The sequence below is a fragment of the Micromonospora sp. NPDC093243 genome, from assembly GCF_044753725.1.
In the GTDB taxonomy this organism is placed as follows: Bacteria; Actinomycetota; Actinomycetes; order Mycobacteriales; family Micromonosporaceae; genus Micromonospora.
Genome location: NZ_JBIVNT010000016.1, coordinates 1 through 24,391, shown reverse-complemented (window position 1 = coordinate 24,391; position 24,391 = coordinate 1). Strand labels below are relative to the sequence as shown.

Here is a 24,391-nt window from a genome sequence, read left to right as displayed (position 1 = left end):
TCTTGGTCGACCGCTGTCTTACCGGGAGCCTCGTCCTGTCGACACGGCCTTCCTTGCACCTGCCGTGACCAGCGCCACCACGATGAAAATGCCTCGATACAGCCACCGAGCCGTATCTGCCGCCGATCCCGGGTCTCGCGGAGGCGGGCGCGTTCGTCAGCAACGACCTACTCCGCTCGGGCCGGAATCCGCAGCGTCTGACGCATGGCGGCAGCACTGTCGGCGCGGGTGATGGGCAGATGCGGTCGCGGGCGTGCGCACGGCCCTGTGGTCACCCCGCGAATGGCGAGGCGCCCTCGGGCAGCCGGCATTCGTCCTGTCACGGAGTGCCGTGGTTATCCTCGACGGCTGAACCATCAGCCCGGGCGGGCAAAACCTTCAGTGAGTTACGAGGCGTCCCTTAGGATCGCGATTTTACCTGCGGCCATCGCGATTTGGTGTCTCTAGGCTGGCGCATCGGTGGGTTGGTCGGTATGCCGCGATCCAGCGTGCCTATGTGGAGTTGAGGGTCCACTGCTCAGCTTACCGCGACCTCGGGTTTCTCGTCGTGGACGCGTTCATTCCACCTGTCAATGCGGAATTCCGTGCCCATGGGCAGCTCGGGGGCGAGACCACACACGACCAGAGTGAGGCCCGCTGCTGCCAGTTCATCATGGACCCACTGCGCCAGCCGCTCCGGCCCGTTTCGTATTTCCCGGCATGGCCACAACCTATCGCGGTCGCGGGCAGATGCGTTAATAGGTGGTGAACCCTCTACTCCCGCAGGGTTCACCACCTATTAACGCATCTGCTGCCGAACTAGGAAATCCTCATCACGGGACCATAAAGGTCCGCGAAAGAGGGATCGAACGCGTAGCTGTATACATACTCGCCGCTCTTTGCGGTCCGCGTCGGCGCAAAGCACACGATCCTGACCCATGCGGTAAGCGTGCCGCCGGCACAAATCCGCCTGCCGTCGGCAGTCCCGTTTCGGACATTGATTACCTCGGCCGTCCATTCAGCCGAGACCTTGGGCACAAAAATCAACGCGCTCTGATAGGATTTACCGTTGACGATGGTGCAGACCTGCTCATAGAAGGCGGGCCTATCCACGGTGGCGCCGCAATGCCAGGTCGAGTTAGTTCTCTCGAACGTGTACCAGGGCACTACCTCGTAACTGGCAGCGCTGGGATCCCCCGGCGCGTGCGATGTGCCGGCCGAGGCGTTCGCTACACCGGCACCGCCGACCGTCATGCTTACGGTAGTTAAAATCGCGAGTGCGGCAATTCCCATGCGTGCACGCAAACTCATTTTAGATACCTCCTCCGTCAGTCAGTACACATTCCTGGGCTTGCTGTCGTAGACATCCCTCCAGCCACGGCACCACTAACCGGCTCCACGTGAGATCGCCAACCGCCGCGAGAGGGGGAACCGATGTGATCGGCGGTAACCGAGTGGGGGCGCCCGGGAACGCGATCGACTTCTGCGCCGCACCCCGGGAGTGGGATGCCAGCGGCGCGCCCGACAGGGGCGCCGCGGCACGGCAACTCCGCCCATGCCCGTCGCGTAGGCCGCAAGCGAACTGCCCGCAAATGCCGATGGCCATGCCCCCCGATTAACCTCCTATACCCAACAGGCCGACCGGTCGGTCGGCGACGCGAGCGTAACATCGTGATGATGCCCAAACAAGTAGATTGGCCGGCAGGCGAAGCACGCGCAGCCATCGCCCACGTGCAGGGTTTCGCCACCTAGTACCGAGTCCTGCGGCCACGCAACCCTGAAGCTCCACCGTGCCATGGTCTAAGCGGACCTCGATGCCAACATCGCGCTGGATCGCGGGCGGTAGAAGGCGCGGCCGCCGGTCCGCTGCCGTGCGCGTTGATCCTTGGTCCCGCGAGGGTGTAATAGGACCGTCTATGCGGCGGTGGTGCCATGCCCGCAGTTGGTGAGCTTACCGGTGAAGAATCCGTGCCCAGGGGACGCTTCCCGCGCGGGCGTCAACGAACGCCGCGTGCGAGGGGCCGGCACACGAACGATCGCGCGCACCGAGTGCTATCGCTAAAGCACGATGTCATCGATCAGCACGGCGGTAGGGCTGACATCTTCCTCGCTGTGAGTACAGGCGTCGACGACTAACCGACACTGCGCTATCGGCGTCGCCTACCTGCCCAACATTGCCCTTACCTCCTGACCATCAACGCGGCCGCAGGCAGCGCCTTCAACCAGTTAGGAGACAGCCATTACCGCCTCGTGCATGGTTGGGGGTGCTTGGTGGGATGATCTTCGACTGGCTTGGTCCACTGTGGTGTCTCAGCATCGTGTGACCTCTTGTCGGTGGAGGTCATCGCCGAGCTCGTAGTCGATCTGGATCCGGTCTGGCAGGACTGGGCAGCAGGCCCGGTTGACCGCCCGGACCCGGCGGCGGGCAGGTGCAGCGCCGGTTCTCCAACCACCGGCCCAACCGGTTGTGGGTCGCTGACTTCACCTACGAGGCCACCTGGACCGGCATGGCCTGTGTCGCGTTCGCTGCGAGGACACATCGCTGTTCCCCTGGGAAGTGCCTCCTTCGTCATCGACGCCTACTCCCGCCGCATCCTGGGCTGGCGGGGCCGCCACCAGCATGACGACCGGCGTGGTGCTCGACGCGTTGGAGACGGCGATCGGGACCCGCCGCCAGGGCGCACTTCGACGATTGATCTCTCTTGTCTGAGAATGGCCAGGATGCTACGTTCGATCGAACAACTAGACCGGCCGGTCGGTCGGCGATTGCAGAAGCATTCGCGGGGCAGCCGGATCCGCCGGTCCAGGGACGCAGCGACGCATGGCTTCGCTCGCCAATATCGATCTAGCGTGGGAGTTTGTGGTGACGATTGTTTCCCGACGGCAAGTCCTTGGTGCGACGGCCGGTATTGCCGCGACCGGCTTGCTCGGCGCGCCCGCGCAGGCTGCCGATGCCTCGCCCGCTCTCTTCGCTGTGGCCCACCCTGACGACGAGATCCTCGGCATAGGTGTTGCCCTGGCGGAGCATCTCGCCCTCGGGCAGGACGTGCACGTGTTGTGGCTGTCGCGGGGAACGCGCTCCAACGCGCGCGCCCTGATCAACGGCGCGACCACGTCGCCGTGGTGGGGTGTGCCGCATGTCCCAACCGCTGAGGGATACACGGCGCTCAGCGTGGATGAGTTCGGCGCGGCGCGGATCGCCGAGGGCATGGTAGCCGTGAACAGCCTTGCCGCTGGCACGTCGGGAACGCTCACGTTGCACGAAGCCCGTCTAGAGGACGGGGCCATCAATCAGGCGGATGTCCAAAGGGCGCTCCTCTCGGTAGCCGATCGGATCGCGCCCGGCAGGCCGGTGCGGATCAAGACGCACTCACATGTCATCGACGACCATCCGGACCATATTGCTAGCGCCCTGGCCGCGCGAGCGCTAGCCGCCTCCTATCCGGCGCGATTCTCCGACCTCCGGCACTACATTTTGCCCGCCTACTGGTCTGACCCGCGACTCGACCAGGTCGCCGAAACGTGGGACGCAGCGGCCAACGCCGAGATCACACAGCGCGTGCGGAACGCGATCCGTGCCTACGGCGCCTGGTCTCCGGCGCGCGGCTCGTTCGCGATCGGGTGGCACAGCGTTCCCACCTACTTCGCCGCTCTGGAAGCAAACCCCCGCAGCCTGATGCATCACTGATAGATGCTGCCGCCGCGGCCGGCGGCGCCAACTCGACCCAAGGCAGGAATCATCGTCGATCTGGCAATAGATAACTCGCCGGACTGCTCGTTCCGTCGACTGCGACGACTATCGAGTCGCCGGCTGAATCACCCTTCCAGCGAAAGTCCGTGGGGTCGAATTCCCACCTTCCCGCAAGTCGCCACCGGTCACGATGACGCACCAACGCTGACCTGGCGGTGCTGCGGAACCAGCCGATCTGTTCGGCTCGGCTAGATCCGGAGCGCCCGTGTTTGCCGCCGCTGAGCTTGTGGGTCCGCCGCCGCGTACCCCGCCTGCGGCGCTCGCTGCGTAGCGGCCGCCACATGAGCCACCAGTTCCCTGGATACGATCATGGCACGATAGGCGGTCCCGTAGTGTCCTCACCGTGGCGAAGGACCTCATGGTGAGAACTGGTCTACCGAGCGCCTCACGCCCTGTCGATTACTGTCCGATATCAACGGATCGGCGGCCGACAGTGGCTTAGTCTCCGAACGGAAATTATGGCCCAGTTGCTCGCCCAGGCCGAAGTAGTGCCGGAAGTTGTAGATCAGCGGACTCCACCGCCGCGGATCGATGTAGCTGGTGTTGGGCACGATGATGTCCGGGTCGGCGTGCACGGTTACCACGGTGGCCTGAGCGATGAGGAACTCGCCGTCCGCGTCGAGCGCCATGTGCGCGACACGGGCTTCCAGCTGTAGGGGGCATTCGGCCGCACGCGGCGGGCGTACGCGCACGGACGGCACCGGTGTCAGGCCAGCTTTGCCAAACTTGTCGCGTTCGTGCGAGTACGTGGACTGTTTGTGCTCGGGCACTGGATCGGAGCCGGTCATCGCGGCGATGCGTTCCACAGCCGCCCATAACTCAGGCCCAGGCACGTTGATGACCAGGTCAGGGCGGGAACGCAAGTTGTGTGCGGTGTGGCCGTCCGGGCCAAGCCCTAGGACCACCGTCTGGCCCAGCGCCCATGCAGAGGACATCGGGGCGAGGTTGGCGCTAGCGTCGTCGTTCTCGGTGGAAAGCAGCACGACCGGGGTGCCGAAGTAGAGGACTTTCGGGGCGATGATCATGCTTATGACGGTACCGGCGGGATCATTCGGTGATCACCGAAGCGTTTCTGCGGCGGGACGGGCCGATGCTCACAGAGACGTAATGCTTGGGGATTCCGCTTGAGGAGGGACCTACTGAAGAATTCGCCGGCCGAATCGCCCAGCTCAGCACCGCATGCCTGCCGCACCACTGCCGAGCTGACACCGCCAGACTCACAGTCCGTCTAGCCGCGACCGGCGACAGACCAGGATCGCGATTACACCCAGGACCAGTATGGCGAGTACCAGCACAGTGCCCATCCCGAGCAATAGGGGCAGTGCGGGGCCGCCTGCATCGTACGGCCCGGCAGGCTCGGCTCGGCTGTTTCCGTGACCAGACAGGGTCCCCAGAGGACCCTCGGAGGTTAAAGAGTTCAATGGGTCATGGAGTGCTCCTGGTGCGTTCTCCGATACAGTGCCTCCTCGGAAGTGATTCGGTTTGCAGGAAGGGTCAGGCGTGCATGACGTCCAGGTTGCGTACCCCATTGTGCGAACGGCTGGGCATCGACGTGCCGGTGGTGCAGGCGCCGATAGGCTCCGCGGCAGCGCCTGAACTGGCCGCGGCGGTGGCCGAAGCCGGTGGGCTCGGCATGTTGGCGTCGACCTGGCAGAGTCCCGAACGCGCGCGCCTCGGCATCCGCCACGTTCGGCAGCGGACTTCGCGGTCGTTCGGGGTGAATCTGGTGCTGGACTTTCCCATCATTGACACGTTGGCGGTGTGCCTGGAGGAGGCTGTACCGGTCATATCTACCTTCTGGGGTGATCCAGAGCCCGTTAGCCACTGGATCCGTGACGCCGGCGCGCTTCATATGCATACCGTCGGCAGCGTGAGGGAGGCTGTGCACGCCGTCGACTGCGGCGTCGATATCATCGTGGCGCAGGGTTGGGAGGCCGGCGGCCATGTTCGCGGCACGACTGCCACGATGGTTCTGGTGCCGGCCATTGTCGACGCGGTGGGCCCGATTCCGGTCATGGCTGCCGGCGGCATCGGCGACGGCCGCGGCCTCGCTGCCGTCTTGGCCCTGGGCGCACAGGGCGCGTGGATGGGCACGCGTTTCCTGGCGACCACGGAAGCTTTCACCCACCAGCTGTATCGGCAACGCCTCGTCGATGCCACCGCCGAGGACGCCGTCCACACACACTGCTTCGACGGCGGATGGCCCGACGCCGCACACCGCGCATTGCGGAATCTGACCCTGCAGCGGTGGGAACGAGCCGGTTCACCTCCAGCGCCAGGGCGTCCGGACGAAGGCGACGTCGTAGCCTTCGACAGCACAGGCCAGGCCCATTACCGGTACGAGGATCTAATCCCGCTACCCGGCATGACCGGCGACTTGGCGGACATGGCCCTCTACGCCGGCCAATCGGTCGAGCTCATCCGGGCAGTCCGACCAGCGGGCCGACTCATCCACGAACTCACGGCCCAGGCCGTCAACGCCATCGAGCAGATGCGCCGGACGACCCAAACGGCGGACGGGGCTCCGTAACCTGGTCGTGCTGTTCGACGTCGACGGGTACTGGTCGAATCCGACTCCGCATATCGCTGCATCTGGGAGCGCTGGGCACTGCACCACAGCTTCGACCCGAAGATCGTCTGGACTCATACCCACGGCCGCAGGCCGATCGACATTATCGCAATCGTTGCTCCACAACTCGACACCGAAGCTGAATACCGACTGGTACGCGACTTGATGGCAGGCGAAGGCGTCGCCTTCCTGGTGTACCCCGACGCCCCGACCTTGCTGAAGGTCACCCGAAACCAGGGGGAGTGTGGTCACCTCCGGGCCGAGCCCCCAGCGTGCGGAAACGACTGCGAGCAAGCGGCCTACCTGAATCCCCCCGGTCCTTGGGGACAGCACTTAGATCACCCTTGGAAACCAGGCCCGGACTGCTGCCTTAGTGTGGCTAACCTGCTGCGAGGCCCCCACCAGAGCGCTGCCTGGTCATCGAGGGGCGCCCCGGCCGAACTTGAAGCAGCTCGCACGGCGCGGATGAACTAGATCGCACTGGCCACCACCCGTTCGCCGGCGGCCCTGCCTATGGGTGAAGAGCCTTCCTGTGGATCATCCGCCCGCCCGCCCGCGCTGCCGCGCCATTGGTGTGCGGCTTGACAGCGCTAGGTGGCGAAGCCGTGCACGCGGGCGATGGTGCGGGCGCTTGGGCTGCCGCCTGATCTCACTTGTTAGGGCATCATCACGATGTTACGATCGGTCCCGCCGACCGACCGGTCGGCCTGTCGGCAGGTCAGTCGGGGTTGAGTGTGGCCATCGCACTACGGGCAGTTCGCTTGCGGCTAAGACGACTTCTGCGGCCGGCATCCAGCCTGGGTGGCCGGATAGGACCCCAGGAAGGCCGAGGAGGAGGGCGCGCGGCAGGGCAATGGACTCCGATGGGCGGAGTTTCCCTGCCGCAGAACCCCCGTCGGATGCGCAAGTCGGAATTCTGCCGGAATGGGACTCAGCGAGTGCGGCGCGGAGTTCGATCGCGCTCCCGGGCCCCCCCCCCCCCCCGCGACTACTGTCGATCACATCGACTCCCCTCTCGCTGCTGTTGGCAATCTCGCATGGCATCGGCTAGCAGCGCCACCGCCAGAGGTCATCAACGACAATAAACCTACGAATGTGTACCAACTGATGGAGGAGGTATCAGAATGAGTTTGTGTGCACGCATGGGAATTGCCGCACTCGCGATTTTAACTACCGTAAGCATGACGGTCGGCGGCGCCGGTGTAGCGAACGCCTCGGCCGGCACACCACACGCGTCGGGGGATCGCAGCGCTGCCAGTTACGTCGAATATGTCGACTGGTATACGTACCGTGGCACTGACTCGACCTGGCATTGCGGCGCCACCGTGGATAGGATCGGCTTCTATGAGCAGGTCTGCACCATTGTCAATGGTAAGTCCTATCAGAGCGCCTTGATTTTCGTGCCTAAGATTTCCGATGACCGCACCGCCCAGGTTACCAATGTCCGAAACGGTGTTGCCGACGGCTCGCGGGTGTGTGCCGGCTGGCTTACCGCCTGGGTCAGGGTCGTGTGCTTTGCGCCAACGCGGACCGCAAATCGCGGCGATTCCGTATACAGCCATGCGAACGACGACTCTTACCAAGATCTTTATGGTCCCTCGGTGAGGATCTCCTAATCCGACAGCAGATGCCCTGAAGTAGTGAACCTTTGCTCCGCAGGGGTTCGCCGAGTTGGAATTCCGCCGGCATGAAAGTCCGAGAATGCGGCACGGAAGTCGATCATGTTCGCGTCCTCCCTCGGTTACTGCCGATCAACTTGATTCCCTGCTCACGGCTGTTGGCAATCTCGCATGGAGTCGGCTAGTTGCGCCGCCGCCAGAGGTCATCAACGACAACAAACCTACGAATGTGTACCAAACTGATGGAGGAGGTATCAGAATGAGTTTGCGTGCACGCATGGGAGTTGCCGCGCTCGCGATCCTAACTACGGTAAGCGTAGCGGTCGGTGGCGCCGGTGTAGCGAATGCCTCGGCGGGCGCGCCGTACGCTTCGGGGGATCGCAACGCTGCCGGCTACACCGAGTTCGTCGACTGGTATGCATACAGTAGCACCACCCCAAACTGGACCTGCAGCCTCACCTTTGATACAGCCGACTTCTATGAGCAGGTCTGCGTCATTGTCAATGGTAAATCATTTCAGGGTGCGTTAATTTTCGTGCCTAAGAAATCGGATTACTACTCCGCTCAGGTTTGGAATGTCCGGATGGGTTCTTCCGAGGCCTCGCGGGTGTGTGCCGGGAGGCTTACCGCCTGGGTCAGGGTCGTGTGCTTCGCGCCGACCCAGACCGGAAGTCGCGGCGAGTCCGTGTATGGCCTCGCGAACGATCCCAATTACAAAAACCTTTACGGTCCGGTGGTGAGGATCTCCTAATTCGACAGCGGATGTTAGTAAGTAGTGAACCCGTGCGGAGCAGAGGGTTCACTACTTACTAACCCACCGCCCGCGCCCACGATAGGTTGTGGCCATGCCGGAGAAGGGCGAGACGGGCGGGAGCGGGCCGGAGCGGCTCCTGCAGCGGTTCCGTGGCGAACTGGCGGCAGGCCTCCCGCTGGTCGTGCGGGTCAGCTCACGGATGTCTGCGCGGACTGCGGCGTCGTCCCACCGCACCCGGGTCAGCCGGTCCTGCATCTTGTCCGGGCCGGCATCCCCGGCATACTCAGCAGAGGTCTAGCAGTTCTTGCGCGACAACGGCGCCAGCAAACTCCCGAGCGAAGGCACGCACCCAGGCACGGCGCTCAGGCCCGCGGAAACCTTGCTCGGCCGTCAGCATCAGGTCGGCGAACAACACCCGCCCCGCTGGGCATCCACCCTGGTCCGGCAGCCATCGCTGGCCATGTTCAGTCCGGCCCACACAACCGTCCATGGTCGACGGCGGCTGCCTCCGATGGTTTCTGCAGCACCTCAACCCGCAGCTCAGCCAAGGTCAACATCCCGGCTGGAGCATCTATAGGGCTTGCTCCGGCGGCGAACTGTCGTTCTGGTCCCAGACTTCCAATTCCCTTTGCCAGACGAGGATGTCTCAGTGAGCAACACACCGCATCTCGGTCCCGCGCCCCAACGCATTACCGTCGACGCCGATCAGGTGCGTCGGCTTGTTGCCGACCAGTTCCCTCAGTGGGTCGGCCTCTCGGTTCAGCCCGTAGCCAACGGTGGCTGGGACAACTGGACCTTCCATCTCGGCTCGCGGATGTCGGTGCGTTTACCCAGCGCATCCGAGTACGCCTTGGCGGTCGACAAGGAACACCGGTGGCTTCCGGCGCTAGCCCCCCGGCTACCGCTGCCGATCCCCACCCCACTGGCGAAAGGCGAACCCGGCGCGGGTTACCCCTACTCGTGGTCGGTCTACCCATGGCTCGACGGCGAGCCTGCGAGCGCGGACCAGATCGCCGACCCCGTCCGGTTCGCGCTCGACCTGGCCGGGTTTCTGGCCGCCTTGCAGAGCGTCGATACCACTGGCGGCCCCCGCCCCGGACTGCACAACTGGTTCCGGGGCGGCACGCTGCGCACCTACGAGGGGCGAGCCCAGCGCGCGCTCACGGCACTCGACGGCCACGTCGACGTCGATCTGGCTCGCGAAATCTGGCAGAGCGCACTGGACGCACGCTGGGACGGTGTAGAGAGCTGGTTCCACGGTGACGTCGCCGAGGGGAATCTCCTGCTCAACGACGGCGAGTTGGCAGCCATCATCGACTTCGGGACGTGCGGCGTCGGCGATCCAGCTTGTGACCTGGCGATCGCCTGGACACTGCTGACCGCCGACGGCCGGCAGGCGTTCCGAAAGCGGCTCTTCGTCGATGAGGCGACATGGGCGCGCGGGCGCGGATGGGCGCTCTGGAAAACGCTCGTCAGCTGCTCCTACACCCTGGGCGACGCCGACGAGTCAGCCGCCAACGCGCTGCGCGTCCTCGGCGAGATCTTCTCCGAATACACGGCCGGCGCCGTCACCGCGCCCCAGCCATGAACAGCCACTACGCCCGGCACGCCCTCACCGAGCCATCATCACAATCCCCGCCTGGAGTACTAGACGCGATCCTAGGAGGTTGAGTTGACGGAGTTTCCGCCGGAAGTCACGCAGCGTTTCCACGGCATCCCTGCGCAGTCGGCCGCCGCCGTCCAGTAGCGCGATGCCGGCCACCCCGAACAGGTCGGTCATCGGTACCTGCACGCCGCATTTGGCCAGCACGGCGTGCACCTCGGCCTTACACAGGCTGCGCACGGCGACCAGCTTGGCGCGGTGGCGGACCAGCTCCCGCAACTCCCGCGTGCCCGGCGGTGCGATCCACCCCTGGGCGAGGCGACCCATCCGCAGCAGATCCGCCAGGTCGATGGGCGTCGCGGACGTCGTTTTTCACCCGGCGGTACTCGAACGCCTTGACTCCCAACGGGTGTGCCAGGTGCACCCTCGCGCCGGCCGCCTGCAACGCATCCACCGCCCAGTACCAGCCATAGGTGGCTTCCACCACCACCTCCCGCGCCTGCCCGGCTCGGGCGACCGCCTCGGTCAACCGGTCGGCGTCATTGACGATCCGCACGCTCTCCAGCACCTCACCCGACTCCGTCATCCGCACGATCACCGAGCGGCGCCGGTGTAGGTCGATACCCACGAACTGCTGTCCCGCATACCCTTCCACCAGGGGCCTCCTTCGTCGTAGACGTGAGCACTCCCAGCATCCCGCCGGGAGGTCACGAGGAGCGGAGGCCCCGCTCCTTCATCACATCAGGTCTCCCCAGCTTCGGCGCGCGATACGAGGTCGCCGGGCATCGCCCCCGGTGGGGGTGCGGATGCGGGGGCCACCGAGGCCAGGCCGTCCTCGGCGTTGTCCGCCGCCGATCGCACCCCGAGCACGGCCTACATGCGCTTCCAGTTTTCGTTGAGGTTTCCGGGAGGTTGACCCCCTACCGTCGGCCCGACGCACCGGCGGCTTTCTGGTCGGGGCATGCATGAGGGAGACGATCATGACGATCCGACGCACCGGCGTCCTGCTGGCCGTGATCTCTAGCCTTGTACTCGCGGCCACAGGATGCGGGGACAGCGGACCGGCCGAAGACGCCACACCACCGAGCGCCCATAGCGGCGAGGCGTCTCCTATGACAACCGAGGCGGTCAATGAGCAGGCACGACCGTCACCGCCCGCGACCCAGTCGGCCCGGCCGGCGGCGCTCCCGCCGGCAACGGACACCGACCCCGCTTGCCGATCTACCACGCTGCTGGCGGCGACCGACGCTGCCCTGAATGCGGAAGCCGTGGCACAGGTCGAGGTGCTCGCCTGCCGGAACGGCTTCGCCCGCCTCCTTGCCATCGCCCCCGGACAAGCGGAGACATCCGATGGCAGCCAGGTATTCCTCCGCTCAGACAACAGCGTCTGGCAGGTCGTAGGGCGCGCCTCGGCCGGCACCGACTGCGGGGATCCCGGGTTGAGCAAGCAAATTCGCATGGTTTGCGAGGGACTCGTGTGATGGGCCGCTTCGCGGCACCCGCGCCGGCTGCAACCTCCCAGCATGGCGAAACCTCGTATCGCCACCGTCCATCACGGGTACCGTCAGGCCTCCTGATCGTCTAGCGAGCCGTGGCACCGAATGATGATTCGAGCCGTACCGAAGGGAACCGCCCGTAGCGGCTTCGGGGGCACAGCCGCCGCCTCCGACTGGCGATTCTCCGGCCGCTGCCCACCAAGGCAGACAGTGGCCGGAATCGGCTCGGCAGGCGGCATGGGGCGGTGCTGGCGAGCCTCACCGCGCGCCGGGCTCATACAGGGCCGTCGAACAGGAGCACAGCGCTGTAGAAGCTTCGCTCCGCGTCCGCAAACCGGCCTTCCATGTGGCACAGCAGCGCGTTGCCACATTCGATAACCACCTGACCGGCGGTGTTGCTGGCCTAGCCCCCCCGACTGTCGCTGTATGGGTACGGCTACAGCCGAGCAAGTCGTTGCGAACGGAAGACGCGAAGACCGGAGCGCCGGCCAGTGCGCAAGCGGCGATGTCCAGATCCAGATTGGTGGCGCGCTCCACGGCCGCGATCGGGCGCGGCGCTTCGGCGTCTCCGGCAAGCCCGGGCATGGCCGGCGGCGCGTACGGCCGGCTCACGGCCGGCCAGCAGCGTGGCCTGCTCGTCGAGCGGTGGCACCGGTACAGGAGGCGCCGAGCCAGCCGGTTTACACCAGTTCCGATGCAGCCATCAGCGCTCGGGCCGCGGCCGCGCGCAGCGCACTCTCCGACTGCTCGTGCTCTGCCCGCTCGTGGGCGAACAGGCGGACGAGGTCGTGCATTTGATAGCGGAGCACTTGGCTCGTCGGCTCGGGCCGGGCGGTCACCAGTCGGGCATCGGCCAACTGCTCCAGCAACTCCTCGACCGTGTCGAGGCTGTCGTCGAGCAGTTCGGCTGCCAGCCAGGCAGAGACGTCGGTTGCTCCAATGAAACCCAGCAGGCAAAACGCCCGCCGGGCCGGCGGATCGAGCGTCTGGTAGCTGACCGCGACACTGGCGCGCACGGCCAGGCCGTCTGCGGCCATTTCGTCAAGTCGGCCCCGTTGGTCCCGCATCCGGTCGGCGAGGCGGGCGATCGGCCGGTGCGGGCGGGCCGCGATCCGGGCGCCGACGATGCGTAGGGCCAGCGGCAGCCCCGCGCACATCTCAATCAGACTGGCCACCGCCTCCGGCTCGGCCACAATCCGTTCGGCACCGACGATGCGCTCCAGTAGCGTCTTCGAGTCGGCCCTGGTCAGCAAGGGTACCTCGACGTGCTTGGCACCAGGGATGGTGGTGAGTGACGCGCGGCTGGAGACGATCAGTGCGCAGCCCGGTCCACCGGGGACCAGCCGTCGGACTTCCTCGGCGCTCACCGCTGAGTCGACAACGATCAGGATGCGGCGTCCAACGAGCAGGGAGCGGTACTGGCCGAGCTTGTCCTCCATCGTGCGAAACTGATGGAGGTTGGTCACACCTAGGGCCCGCAGTACCCGGTCCAGCGCCTCGTTGGAGTCGCCGTCACGGTTGTTGAGGCTGACGAAGATCTGTCCGTCTGGATAGGACAGACGCAGCAGGTAGGCGAGCCGTACGCTCAGCGCGGTCTTTCCCGCGCCGCCCGGGCCGGACAGGATGACAACAGGCCCCGCCGTGTCCTCGAGGTGCCGGGCGGCTGGCTGCAGCACACTGAGCGCGCCGGATATCTCCGGTTCGCAGCCGACGTGGTCTGGCAGATCGGCTGGAAGCTGGCAGCCTGGGGTCTCCACTCGCGTCGGGCGCGTTGGCTCCGGACTGGAGGGCGGCTCGGAACGGGGGAACGCGGTCGTCTCGGCGCGGGCGGCCGGCATGACAGGTAGGCGCGAGTGGCCTTTGAGGATCTCCCGGTGCAGCTCCTGGAGTTCGGCGCCAGGGTCGACGCCCAACTCTTCGGCGAGCAGCGTCCGCGTCCGCGCGTAGAGCTCGACCGCTTCCGCCCGGCGGCCGCTGACGAACAGCGCCTGCATCCGGCTCAGCACGAGCGGCTCGCTGAGCGGGCTGCGGTTTAGCGCTTCCGCGAGGCGGTCAGCGACCTTTCCAGCGTGACCCTGCCGCACCTCGCTGTCGGCCCAGTCGAGGAGCACCTGGACCAGATGCCTGCGCAATCCTTCCCGTGCCCGCTCCGCCCAACCACCGGGCAATCCGTTGAGCGGATCGCCACGCCACAGGTCGATCGCCTCGCGTAGCAACGCGGCACGGTCCGGATGGTCGGCGGGCAGAGCCCGCGCCTGCTCGGCGAGGCAGCGCAGCTGGTACAGGTCGACTTGGTTCGGGTCGGCAGTCAGAAGGTAGCCGGCGTGGCCGCGGCTCACGGTGACGGGCGTTGCTGTCGCGGGCTGCGCCGCGGCGAGGATCCGGCGGATTCGGGTGAGGTAGGTGTAGAGGACGCCACGGGCGTCGCTTGGCGGCGCGTCGTCCCAGACCCGGTCGACCAGGGCCTGGATCGGCACGTTTCGCCCCATGTCGATGGCGAGAGCGGCGAACACGAGCCGTTGCTTCGGCGGACCCAGCTCCAACGGTCTGCCGTCTGTCAGGACTTGTAGATCACCAAGTATGCGTAGCTCCACGGCATCCCTCGCTCCGATTTGGCGGCTCAGTCGGTCGCAGCGTTGACCACGTCGAAAATGGCATACAGTTTGCATCCATCGGTGTTCGGCTTGAACGCGTAAAAGGCAGACACCACCTTGATGACCGACCTGTCGTCAGCCACTGGGTCGGCCGGAGTGGGAAGTGCGTCTTGAGGGGCGACAGTGCCATGATCTCGATGCGCGCGCGTTCACGGTCGTATGCCACGCCTTGGTGCGTCTCAATACTGCCGGGCTGATCGGAACCAGTTGGTGTATCTGGACGTTGTCCTCGTCGATGTGCGTCAGCGGATAGGAGATCACGGCGTCGAGGGCGGGATTCCGCATCAATGAAGGAGTTGAGATATCGCTGGTAGGCCGCGAGTAGCGCGTCCGTCGGGTCGGTCTGTCCATCGATGGTAGGCGTCTTATTCGTACTCATCGTTGCCCTTCCCAGTGCGGCTGAGGCCGCTCGCCATTCCAGGCACCGGTCATCACGTTGCTCGTGCCCGATCATGGCTCAGCTCAGGGCATTTCTCGACCTCGCAGAGTGTCGAGCGCTGTTGCGTGTAGGCGGGCTTTGGCCGTCCTAAGCGTTTTGTCGGCCATGCCGGTTGGAGCTTTGGCTAACTGCAGGGCGACCGTGCGGACCTCATCCTCGGTTACTGCTCGGTCGACGATCGTCGCGGCCAAGGCATCGCCGCCGCCGCCGTAGCGGCGTGCCGTTGTCTCGGCCCCAGAAACCGTAGGGAAGGGCATTTGTACTCCTTCACACTAGAAGGATGGACCTAGCGGGCCTCAGATCCCAGAGGCTGTGACGCTGGCGGGGTCGAGGCGACCTGCCCCATCAACACCGAGAAGCAAACTACGATCATCTGTGGCAGGCGTTGTCGTTAGCCAAACGTTACCGACCGGCCGGTCGGTCAGAAGGTGGCGGTGAGATTAGCACGGCCGGGTGGCTGGGACAACGCAGCTCGCTCCCCGTGGCCGACCTGCTGGGGTGCGTGGGGGGTTGTGCGAGGCGGCGGGCATGTTCATCCGTGCCCCGTGGTCATGTTGCCATGTGTCGTGGAGGGTGCCCTTCGGGAAGTCGGGGGCGTTTACGGAGAGATCTACCCTGAGCCGCGGGGCCGTTTCGTTCGGCGGGCCGGAGGTCCTGCGACGATGAGACTTTCCGCGTCTGGGCGGCGACCGCGGCGTGAGAGTTCACCGCCCGTTCCGGTCATCGGGGTGCGGTAGGCAAATGTCCCACCTATCCGATAATGCTCGTCTTGGGCAAATGCGCCAGATCGACGGAACAGGCGATGTCGCGGTACTTCGTGCCCTCAGGATGAACGCCACAGACCCCGATCCAACTAATCGGCGCAACCGCGAGCCAACGATCTTGGCGCGGCTGCCGCCATCGCACCGCGTATGTCTGGTTACTGACGTTGCATGGAGGCAATCCGAAGGCAGGAGGGGTTGGCCAATGGTGGCGCCGATCAACTGAGCGCTTCTGGCGCGCGTGCCGCTTCCCCCGTAGCTTTGGGGCCAGAACCGCGCAATAGAGGTTCATGATCGAGGAGAACGGTCGTTCGATCCGGAGTTCCCGTGAGGGCGCGGTTCGGATCGTGCGAGAAAGCAGCGCAGAACTATGACCGCCCCGGTCCGGCAGGTCTTCGATTCAGGCGGCATCTATGACAGCCCGCGCGGCGGTGACCAGTTTCGCGATTAGGGGTGGCGGGTGCCCACCGTATGGTCGCGCTGATCATGTCCGAGCTTGGGCCGGTCGCCCGGGCCAACTCGTTGCCGCCGGGGCCTGGCCTGGCCGGGTAAGCGGCCGGCCGTCCCAGATTTGATCCAGAGCAAGTTCACCGCGCTGGCACCCGATATCGCCTGGTGCGGGGACATGACCGAGATCGTCACCGGCGAGGCAAGCTCTATCTGGCCACCGTCGTTGACCTGTACTCCCAGCGGATGCTCGGCTACGCGATGGTCAAGCATCACGACGCTGGCCTGCTCGTCGCTGCGCTGAACGTGGCCGCGATCACCTGCGGCGGCGACGTGGTTGGGGCGATCTTCCACAGCGACCGTGGCAGCGAATACTGCTCAGCCGACCTGCGCACGGTGGCGGGTGCGCTCGTCGATGGGTCGGGTCGGCTCGTGCTTCGAAACGCCGTCGCGGCGGCCACCTACTCCACCCTCAAGGTCGAGTACGTGCGCTCTGCCAGTTCCGCACCCGCACCGGGGCCTGGGCCAAGATTGCCAGCTGGATCACCGACTTCTACAAACACCGACGCCGACACTCCGTCTGCGGCGGGCTCCCACCCATCGAATAGAGCGATCAACGGCGCGGCCGCCAAAGGCCCAAGCCGCATAACGGGATCCGCCGCGAATCGAGGGATTGAGACCTCGGCCGCCGAGGACGTCCACGTAGGGCCCAACTGATGTGAGCTCCGGAGGGTTAGGGGTCGCCGTATGCTCGGCGATCCCTAACCCTCCGGACATGCTGCCGGATCACCAGTTGCCGAGGACCAGCCGGCCGGCGACGGGATCGAGGTTGTAAGGCCCGGAGGTGTACCAGCGGCCCCGGCTGGTGAGGCCGGCGTCGAAGACGTAGAAGCCGAAGGTGCCGTCGGCCAGCTGGTATGCCATCACGATGTCATCGGTGCCGTCACCGTCGACGTCACCGGCGGCCACCCGGTTTCCGACGCGGGACACCGTGAAGGCAGCCCCGCCCTTGTAGTCGGTGGTACGGCTGAAACTGCTTCCATTGGAAACCCAGCGATGAATGGTCATGGTGGCGTCGCCGTCGTCGCGCACCAGGGCCGGTTCGGCCTTGCCGTCGCCGGCGAAGTCGCCGACCACAAGGCGGCCGGCGACAGTGTCGAGGTTGTAACTGCCCGAGGTAGACCAGCTGCCCCGGCTCGTGAGCCCGGCGTCGAAGACGTAGAAGCCGAAGGTGCCGTCGGCCAGCTGGTATGCCATCACGATGTCATCGGTGCCGTCACCATCGACGTCACCGGCTGCCACCCGGTCGCCCACGTTGGACACCGTGAAGGCACCTCCGCCCTTGTAGTCGGTGGTACGGCTGAAACCGCTACCGGTGGACTTCCATCGGTAGATGGTCATCGTGCCGTCGCCGTCGTCGTGCACCAGGGCCGGTTCGGCCTTGCCATCGCCGGTAAAGTCGGCCACCACCAGGCGGCCAGCGACGGTGTCGAGGTTGAAAGGTCCGGAGGTGTACCAGCGGCCCCGGCTGGTGAGGCCGGCGTCGAAGACGTAGAAGCCGAACGTGCCGTCGGCCAGCTGGTATGCCATCACGATGTCATCGGTGCCGTCACCATCGACGTCACCGGCCGCCACCCGGTCGCCCACGTTGGACAAGGAGAACGCTCCCTCACCCTTGTAGTCGGTGGTATGGGAGAACGATGACCCACCGGACTGCCAGCGGTGGATGGTCATGGTGGCATCACCGTCGTCGTGGGCCAACGCTGGAGCCATCTGGAAATACGGGTGCTCCTCGTAGCGACCGTTAGAGGTGCCGGTCCTGCGGATCGGCTTGTACGTGCGAAGGTCGGTCACGTTGTTGAAGCCAAGATTGCCGCGGTTGGTCCGTATTGTCGGGTTCTGTACGGTCTCGCCGTCGGTGTTGAAGGAGTAGACGTAGGCGCCCTCGGTGTGGTCGCTCAAGTCCTTCCAGTATGCGAATAGTTCTATGTGACCGCGGCGTACCATTGCGTCACCCGGTTGGAAGTCGTCGATGCTGGACAGTGTGCTCCAACGGGAGTTGCTGCCCAGAAAATCGTCGGTGACATAGCTGGTGTTCAGATGCCAGGCCATCGATACCAGACCAGAGCAGTCCCGCCGGTATGTCTTGTCGCCGTCCATGTCTGAGGCCCAGGGGCCCGCTATGGAGTATACAATTTTCCGATCCGTCCAGTTTTGGGCGCGGGCGAGGATCTCGCTGCGGCTGATAGGTCCGTCGATCGACGAGGCGTGGGCGGTAGGGGGCGACAGGCCCACCAGACCGTTGGCGACCACCGCCACGGCGCTGACAGTGACCGCTGATCTGCGGGAGAGTAAGCGACGGAAGGTTCTTTGCACGGGTACTCCTTGCACTCTAGATGTCTTAGCGACGGCACCGCATGCCCCGGACGACAAGGAGTCGACTGGGGTGGATGAGGCGATAGGTCTGCGCAGAACACCGTGGGCCAAGCCCTTCTCCTCGTTCCGGGATGAGTCCTGTGATGCGGTTGTCGGCCGGCTGTTGGGGAGACTTTCGCGGGCAAACCCGGTAGCGATCCTTAACTGCGCCTTGACAAATCCAAACCTCGTGTTTGCAGGCTGTGCAGCGGCACTGCGGAGCAGGGACTACCCGAGGGCGCGGTCTGTTCCAAGGCCTGGTTGGCGTCTCGCCGCACGGTGGCGGCTGCCACGCGCGCCGCTCACAAGGGCGACGCACAAACGAGTAGCGGAACTCATATCAACGGACCGCCGGCACGCTGACGATGAGGCTGACCCGCCAGCGACAGGGTCGCCCTCATTATGAGCCGGCAGATCGTTGCGGGGCCGACATCCCCTACTGGCGGGCGCGGGTGGGAACGAGGGGAGCGAGCCCTTCGCTCTAAGGACTCAGGCAACGTCATTCCCGAACGCCCAGACCAGGTCGCCCGCCGTGCCCCCAAGGGCAGTAACGGCGGACGACCACCAGCCTTCGACAAAGGCGATCCACACGAAGCGCAACTTCATCGAGCGCTGCCCATGCCGTAGGCAGGTACAACTGCTGGTCGATCAGCCCGTGCCCTTCCCCCGGCCGACCTCGTGGCCTTCTTCAGGAATCAAGTGTCGTCGACGATCCGCACCCTTGCGGGCCGCCGAGGTGCTCGAGCAGGTAGTCCCGCACGTCGTCGCGGACCGCCTCGAGGTCCCAGTCGGCCCATCGCAGCAGCCGGCGCATGCCGTCCGGTGACACCTCACCCGCCCGCTCCGCGAGGGTCCAGCCGTTCTTGCGGTGCAGCCCAGCGGCCAGCCCGCACAGGTACTGCCGCGCCCGAGCCCGCGGCTCGGCCCGCCGGAACCAGCCCCGCGATCCGCGCGTGCAACCGATCCAACTCCACCGCCCACGCATCGACCTCTGCCACGACCACGAACAGACATCAGCACCACACCACATCCACAACGGCCGTTGCAGTACTAAGCCGGTGACCGGGGTAGCGCGGTTCACGGGCTGACCAGCTGGTCGCGGCGACGGGTGAGGTATTTCGTCTCGGCGGTGTTGCCGGCCAGCCCGATGGCCCGGTCGTACGCTGCCCGGGACTCCTTGCTTCGGCCGAGCCGGCGCAGCAGGTCGGCACGGGTGGCGTGGTAGGCGTGGTAGTCCTCCAGCGGCAGGCCGTTCACCTCCGCCAGCGCGACCTCCGGGCCGTCGAGCTCGGCGACTGCGATCGCCCGGTTTAGCCGCACGATCGGCGAGGGGTCGAGGCGGACCAGCTGGTTGTAGAGTGCGACGACTTGCGACCAGTCGGTGTCACGAACGTCGGGGGCGTCGGTGTGGACGGCGTTGATCGCGGCGAGGATCTGGTAACACCCAGGTGCCTGGCCGGAGGCGAGGCGCGCACGGACCAGGGCGTGGCCCTCGGCGATCAGTTCGCGGTCCCAGGCGCCGCGGTCCTGCTCGCCGAGGGTGACAAGCTCACCGTTCGCCGACACCCGCGCGGCCCGGCGGGCCTCCGTCAGGAGCATCAGCGCGAGGAGTCCGGCGACCTCGCCGTCCGTCGGCATCAGGGCATGGACCAGCCGGGTCAGCCGGATCGCCTCGGCGGTCAGGTCGCCGCGGACCGGCTCCTTCTCGGGGTCCGAGGCCAGGTAGCCCTCGTTGAAGATCAGGTAGAGGACGGCGAGCACCCCGGCGACCCGGGCCGGTAGGTCCGGATGTAACGGCACGCCATAGGGGATCTTGGCTGCCTTGATCTCCGCCTTCGCGCGGGTGATCCGCCGGTCCACGGTGGTCTCCTCGACTAGGAACGCGCGGGCGATCTCGGGCACGGTGAGCCCGCCGACCATCCGCAGGGTCAGCGCGATCCGTGCCTCCATGGCGAGAGCGGGGTGACAGCAGGTGAATACGAGGCGGAGCCGGTCGTCGTCGATGGCGCCGAGCGGCTCAGGGGTGTCGGACAGCATCAGCGCCTCCCTGGGCTTCTACTCGCACCTGACCTCGCGCCGGAGCGGATCGATGGCCGTGCGCTCGACGGCGGTCGCGAACGCCTCGACGGCCATCTCCTCGGCGATGTCGAGGTTCCCGAGGCGCCTGGCCAGGGTCGCGACCACCCGCGCCCACTCCTTCCGGTGGACCCGGGTGATCACCTCGCCGACGTCGGTCATCAGGACCGGCCGGAGTCGACCCTCCGGTTGCAGTGCTTCGACACCAGGGCGGCGATCCGGAGCGCCACGTCGAGGTGGGGGGACTCGATGATCCAGAAGGCGGCCATGTGCTCGTTCGGCTCCACATAGGCCCGCCGGTGAACACCGCCTCCCCATCCCGGCTCTCGACGACGGTGGCCGGGATGGGCGACGCGAGGCCGCCGCCGAAGATCCAGTGGCCGTCGGACTGGAGTTGCTCCTTGAAGGCGTCGATTGAGGCCTGCTCCTCTGCGGTGGCCAAGCCGGCGGTGTCGTCGAGTACGGATATCAGGTGCTGCCTCATCGAGATCATCTCCTGTGGTGTGGCCGCCCCGTCGGACCGGCCTGTCACCCCTGCTACGAACGCCGCCGCCTCGATTCGACACGCCCCGCTGAGTTTTCTTCGACGATGTTCGTACGCTGCTGCGCCGCGGCCGCCGCGGGCCCTGTCCGACATGAGCTTCAGGAACCTCCGGGAGCACCGCCTCGAACAGGGCCGCACCGTCGGCCCGCCGATGAGCGCTCGAGCTCTCGGCTGGAAGACTCCCGCCGAAGTTCTCGACAAATACCTACGATCGCTCCAACAACCCAGTGTCGCGATGACCGATTGAATACGTTCCCCACCGCCGCCGCCATGTGACTCCGTACCCCAGCCAGGGCACCTCCCATGGCAGCAGACAACCATGCACGAGGTCGTTAGCCTCGGTCGGTGAGTCGCCGCCGGATGAACTGCGCCACCTGGTTGGTGGCGGCGCGGGCGTCGTCGAGGATGCCGGTCATTGTAAAGAAGCCGTGGATCATTCCGTTATATCTGGTGAGCTCCACGTCGACGGCTGCGCGCTGCAGTCGAGCGGCATACTGCTCGCCTTGGTCGCGCAGCGGGTCGTGCTCGGCAGTGATGATCAGCGCTGGCGGAAGGCCGCTTAGGTCGCTGGCGCGCAGCGGCGAGACCAGGGGGCTGTCGGCGTCGACTGGAGAGCTCAGATAGTGGTTCCAGTACCACTCCACTGACCTGTTATTGAAGAAGGCGGGATCGGTGTTGTCATGCATGGATGGTGTGTCCGAGAAACGGTCGGTGTTCGGATAGATCAGGACTTGCGCGGCAAGCTTGGGCCCCCCTTCGTCGCGGGACCGGAGAGTTGAGGCGGCGGCCAGGTTGCCGCCGGCGCTGTCGCCAGCGACGGCGATTCGGTCCATATCTAGGCCGATGACGACGCCGAAATCGGCGATCCATCGCAGCGCGGCGTAGCAGTCGTCGATCGCCGCTGGGAACCGGTGTTCAGGTGCTAGGCGGTATCCAACCGCTACCGTGGCGCAGCCGGTGGCGTTGGTTAGTGCGCGGCAGACACGGTCAGAGGTCTCGAGCGTGCCGAGTACCCAGCCACCGCCGAAGAAGTACATCAAAACGGGGTGCGGCCCGCCTGCGGACCGTGGCAGGTACACCCTTATCGGGATCCGGCCGGCAACGCCGGGGATCAGAAAATTGAAGACCTGTTCTACCGGTTCCGGTGAGCTGCCGGCCTGCTTGACCTCGGCGAGGTCAGCGGCGCGAGCCTCATCTACCGAGAGCATATAGATCGGAACGCAGCCATCAGCGAGCCGTTGCTCGCGCAGCGCCCGTACCTGCTCGTGAAGAGCCATCTTTGTCTCCCCTCTCACCTGCGTCTGTCATCGCGGCCCCGGCTGGCACCACCGTTCATGCTACTTCACCAGCCGACCGGCCGGCCGGTCGCCGCAACGTCCTAACCGCTGAGCCCAAGGGCACTTGGCTGCCGATCAACGACACGACCCTGGACATCCGCTGCGTTGGCAGTCGGCGACCGGAGCCTCGCTTTGTGCAGCGGAGCGTTGTCATTGTGTGGTGGGTGATTCGAACGGGCGGAGATGACGGCCCCCATCGCGTTGTGTGTAGGCGCCAGCGCTGGCGGCCGCATCCGGCGTTAGTGGCGGCCCGGGACCCGGCCGAGCATGCGGTCAGGTCTACCTGCGCTTCCCTAGGCCAGTCGTGCGGCCCGACGCATCGCGGCGGCGAGGTTGTCGGTGGGCGGGGCGAGAAGCAGGTCGACGGCGTGGCGTAGGTATCGCCACGTGGCGGTGACCGACATGTCGAGGCTGGCCGCGAGGCGGGCGAGGGTGTCACCGTTAGGCAGGTGAGCCAAGGCCATCAGCGCCTGCTGCTGCGCGGGCTGCGGCGCCAGCGGCCCCAAGGATGCGGTGACGGTCACGAATCAGCCCGGTCAGGCTGGTCACGCTGCGTGTGGACAGCGGGATACTGGCAGGACGGGTCAGCAACGAAGCTCCCGCTGGGCGGCCGTTCTTGGTCGACTGCCCGCGAGCTTCGTTGTATCTGGAGTAACGACACGCTGGTCTCGCCGGTCAGCACAACCGCCCTTGATCACATTGATAAGGGATCATTGCACGGATAGTGCCGTCGTCGTGCGCCTACACCGCAGCCAGGTCCGATCCCGCATCCTTTCACTCAGCTTGCCCCAGGGCTCGCCAGATCGGTACGGATCCGCGCTTTTCGGTTCCGCGTGCAATACGTGCCAACTAAGTCGCGCTGCCACGCCCGCACAAAGCGTTTCCCACCCTTGAATCCAGGAACACGGGACCACGCGCGAGGACCGGGACCAAACCCAATCGGCGCAGGCTCCGGTAGTCGGCAACCTCCTGTCATCGACTACGACCACTACCCGGGACGCGGCCCGTCGAGTCGCCAGTCCTCATTTCCGATATCCCGAGCGCAGCGATAAAGGGCTCGCGGACGCGACGGTCGCAGTAGGCGTTCTCCAGAGCACGCTTCTCCGCATCGGGATCAGAGTTGGCCACGTAGTCGGTACCGTTTCCACAAGCGACGGCCATCGAACATGCTCCGTCCCAGCGCTGATTGGAGGGAAACGTGATATCGATGATGACTCGCGTCCCGTTCAGCTCGATCGTCATGTACCGATGCACGTCCCACAAGCCGTTGTTGGGAACCGCCGCGGCTGCAACCGGGCCGAATCTGGCAGCGGCGTCTTCAGGTGTACATACATAGACGCGGTGGACTAGCTGCGGCATCGTACTCGGCCATCGTTCGGTCAAGACGGCGGCCAACAGTGAATGCTTCGTCGAGCACGTACCTCGCCATTCGGCGAGGGCGCCCTGAGCGCTGCGCTCTGAGGGCCGCCCGTACGGGATGGCACGCACGGCCTCCACAACGTCGGCGAGCGAAGCCGACTCGGAGAGTCCCGCCCGATCTCTCAACGATTTCCACATAAAACCACCTTCGTCCGTTTGTTGTTCATGTGCGGCTCGCCGTCCAGCGGTTGAGTTTCCGGGAGGAGCTCTCCGCGATCACCATCGCATCCAGAAATCAATCCTTCAAATCAATTGTCCTGCGAGCGGAACTCTCGCACGGCGCTAGGCGCGTCAGCGGCAGTTAACGATTCTGGGCGGCCAGACAGATCGCCGGGCCGCCCAGAATTACGGTGTCGCATGTCGCTGAAACTGGTGCCGTGAGTCCTGGTTGCGCCGCGCCTAGTTGACCTTGCTGCTAGACCAGTTCCACTTTCCGCTGCCGGAGTCCCACCACGATGCGGGGGCCGTAAAGCCAGTACCAGTGGAACGGAGCACCCACAGCTTGCTGGTCGAGGCGCCGTAGTCGTA

The 24,391-nt window shown here is 65.6% G+C and carries 17 protein-coding genes and 3 pseudogenes; 9 read left to right on the top strand and 11 right to left on the bottom strand.

What is annotated here, in order from left to right; translation table 11 throughout:
* Window positions 1-798: 798 nt before the first annotated feature.
* Window positions 799-1,290 (bottom strand): hypothetical protein, encoded by a 492-nt coding sequence (locus ACIP9D_RS32365; protein WP_350877550.1) that lies wholly within the window; start codon window positions 1,288-1,290, stop codon window positions 799-801.
* Window positions 1,291-2,800: 1,510 nt separating this feature from the next.
* Between ACIP9D_RS32365 and ACIP9D_RS32360 the strand changes: the two genes are divergently transcribed.
* Window positions 2,801-3,667: a PIG-L family deacetylase gene (locus tag ACIP9D_RS32360; protein ID WP_350877548.1), complete on the top strand. Its 867-nt coding sequence runs from the start codon at window positions 2,801-2,803 to the stop codon at window positions 3,665-3,667.
* Between the two features lie 419 nt (window positions 3,668-4,086).
* Here the strand turns inward: ACIP9D_RS32360 and ACIP9D_RS32355 are convergent, their stop codons facing one another.
* Complete coding sequence (locus tag ACIP9D_RS32355; protein ID WP_350877546.1) at window positions 4,087-4,755, bottom strand: flavin reductase family protein; 669 nt, start codon at window positions 4,753-4,755, stop codon at window positions 4,087-4,089.
* 479 nt (window positions 4,756-5,234) lie between these two features.
* Here ACIP9D_RS32355 and ACIP9D_RS32350 point away from each other — a divergent pair, with 479 nt between their 5' ends.
* The 4 genes from ACIP9D_RS32350 (at window position 5,235) to ACIP9D_RS32335 (ending at window position 10,260) form a co-directional block, all read left to right on the top strand.
* Window positions 5,235-6,260, top strand: a complete 1,026-nt coding sequence (locus ACIP9D_RS32350) for an NAD(P)H-dependent flavin oxidoreductase (protein WP_400451378.1) — start codon at window positions 5,235-5,237, stop codon at window positions 6,258-6,260.
* A gap of 1,181 nt (window positions 6,261-7,441) precedes the next feature.
* Window positions 7,442-7,915, top strand: coding sequence for a hypothetical protein (locus ACIP9D_RS32345; protein ID WP_350877462.1), 474 nt, complete (start codon window positions 7,442-7,444; stop codon window positions 7,913-7,915).
* Window positions 7,916-8,177: 262 nt separating this feature from the next.
* Entirely contained in the window at window positions 8,178-8,669 is a 492-nt protein-coding gene (locus tag ACIP9D_RS32340; RefSeq protein WP_350877460.1) for a hypothetical protein, read from the top strand.
* 652 nt (window positions 8,670-9,321) lie between these two features.
* Window positions 9,322-10,260 carry an aminoglycoside phosphotransferase family protein gene (locus ACIP9D_RS32335; RefSeq protein WP_350877458.1) on the top strand — a complete coding sequence of 313 codons (939 nt, stop codon included), beginning with the start codon at window positions 9,322-9,324 and terminating at the stop codon, window positions 10,258-10,260.
* A gap of 24 nt (window positions 10,261-10,284) precedes the next feature.
* Here ACIP9D_RS32335 and ACIP9D_RS32330 read toward each other — a convergent pair whose 3' ends face one another.
* Window positions 10,285-10,602: a hypothetical protein gene (locus ACIP9D_RS32330; RefSeq protein WP_350877468.1), complete on the bottom strand. Its 318-nt coding sequence runs from the start codon at window positions 10,600-10,602 to the stop codon at window positions 10,285-10,287.
* Complete coding sequence (locus ACIP9D_RS32325) at window positions 10,499-10,903, bottom strand: transposase (protein WP_350877464.1); 405 nt, start codon at window positions 10,901-10,903, stop codon at window positions 10,499-10,501. Before ACIP9D_RS32325 ends, ACIP9D_RS32330 begins: the two co-directional genes overlap by 104 nt.
* A 352-nt stretch (window positions 10,904-11,255) precedes the next feature.
* Here ACIP9D_RS32325 and ACIP9D_RS32320 point away from each other — a divergent pair, with 352 nt between their 5' ends.
* Window positions 11,256-11,756 (top strand): hypothetical protein, encoded by a 501-nt coding sequence (locus tag ACIP9D_RS32320; protein ID WP_350877456.1) that lies wholly within the window; start codon window positions 11,256-11,258, stop codon window positions 11,754-11,756.
* Between the two features lie 695 nt (window positions 11,757-12,451).
* On the opposite strand, the gene ACIP9D_RS32315 is transcribed toward ACIP9D_RS32320, so the two are convergent.
* Complete coding sequence (locus ACIP9D_RS32315) at window positions 12,452-14,284, bottom strand: BTAD domain-containing putative transcriptional regulator (protein WP_350877454.1); 1,833 nt, start codon at window positions 14,282-14,284, stop codon at window positions 12,452-12,454.
* A 1,956-nt stretch (window positions 14,285-16,240) separates the two neighbouring features.
* Here ACIP9D_RS32315 and ACIP9D_RS32310 point away from each other — a divergent pair.
* Window positions 16,241-16,789, top strand: a complete 549-nt coding sequence (locus ACIP9D_RS32310) for a DDE-type integrase/transposase/recombinase (protein WP_350877452.1) — start codon at window positions 16,241-16,243, stop codon at window positions 16,787-16,789.
* A 69-nt stretch (window positions 16,790-16,858) separates the two neighbouring features.
* Here ACIP9D_RS32310 and ACIP9D_RS32305 read toward each other — a convergent pair whose 3' ends face one another.
* Window positions 16,859-18,391, bottom strand: a complete 1,533-nt coding sequence (locus ACIP9D_RS32305; RefSeq protein ID WP_350877451.1) for an FG-GAP-like repeat-containing protein — start codon at window positions 18,389-18,391, stop codon at window positions 16,859-16,861.
* Window positions 18,392-18,982: 591 nt separating this feature from the next.
* Here ACIP9D_RS32305 and ACIP9D_RS32300 point away from each other — a divergent pair.
* Window positions 18,983-19,103, top strand: a pseudogene (locus ACIP9D_RS32300) (IS5/IS1182 family transposase); the annotation flags it as partial.
* Here the strand turns inward: ACIP9D_RS32300 and ACIP9D_RS32295 are convergent.
* Window positions 19,098-19,485, bottom strand: a pseudogene (locus ACIP9D_RS32295) (transposase); the annotation flags it as partial. The pseudogenes ACIP9D_RS32300 and ACIP9D_RS32295 sit on opposite strands and share 6 nt — an antisense overlap.
* A 79-nt stretch (window positions 19,486-19,564) precedes the next feature.
* Window positions 19,565-20,725 (bottom strand): annotated as a pseudogene (locus ACIP9D_RS32290) (RNA polymerase sigma factor).
* Between the two features lie 107 nt (window positions 20,726-20,832).
* Here ACIP9D_RS32290 and ACIP9D_RS32285 point away from each other — a divergent pair.
* A complete protein-coding gene (locus tag ACIP9D_RS32285) occupies window positions 20,833-21,354 on the top strand; it encodes a hypothetical protein (RefSeq protein ID WP_350877466.1) in 522 nt (173 codons plus the stop codon).
* 85 nt (window positions 21,355-21,439) lie between these two features.
* Here ACIP9D_RS32285 and ACIP9D_RS32280 read toward each other — a convergent pair whose 3' ends face one another.
* The 3 genes from ACIP9D_RS32280 to ACIP9D_RS32270 form a co-directional block, all read right to left on the bottom strand.
* Window positions 21,440-22,384, bottom strand: coding sequence for an alpha/beta hydrolase (locus ACIP9D_RS32280; RefSeq protein WP_350877449.1), 945 nt, complete (start codon window positions 22,382-22,384; stop codon window positions 21,440-21,442).
* A gap of 353 nt (window positions 22,385-22,737) precedes the next feature.
* Window positions 22,738-22,968: a transposase family protein gene (locus ACIP9D_RS32275; protein ID WP_350877447.1), complete on the bottom strand. Its 231-nt coding sequence runs from the start codon at window positions 22,966-22,968 to the stop codon at window positions 22,738-22,740.
* Window positions 22,969-23,416: 448 nt separating this feature from the next.
* On the bottom strand, window positions 23,417-23,686 hold the full coding sequence (locus tag ACIP9D_RS32270) for a hypothetical protein (protein ID WP_350877445.1): 270 nt from the start codon (window positions 23,684-23,686) through the stop codon (window positions 23,417-23,419).
* Window positions 23,687-24,391: the final 705 nt, after the last annotated feature.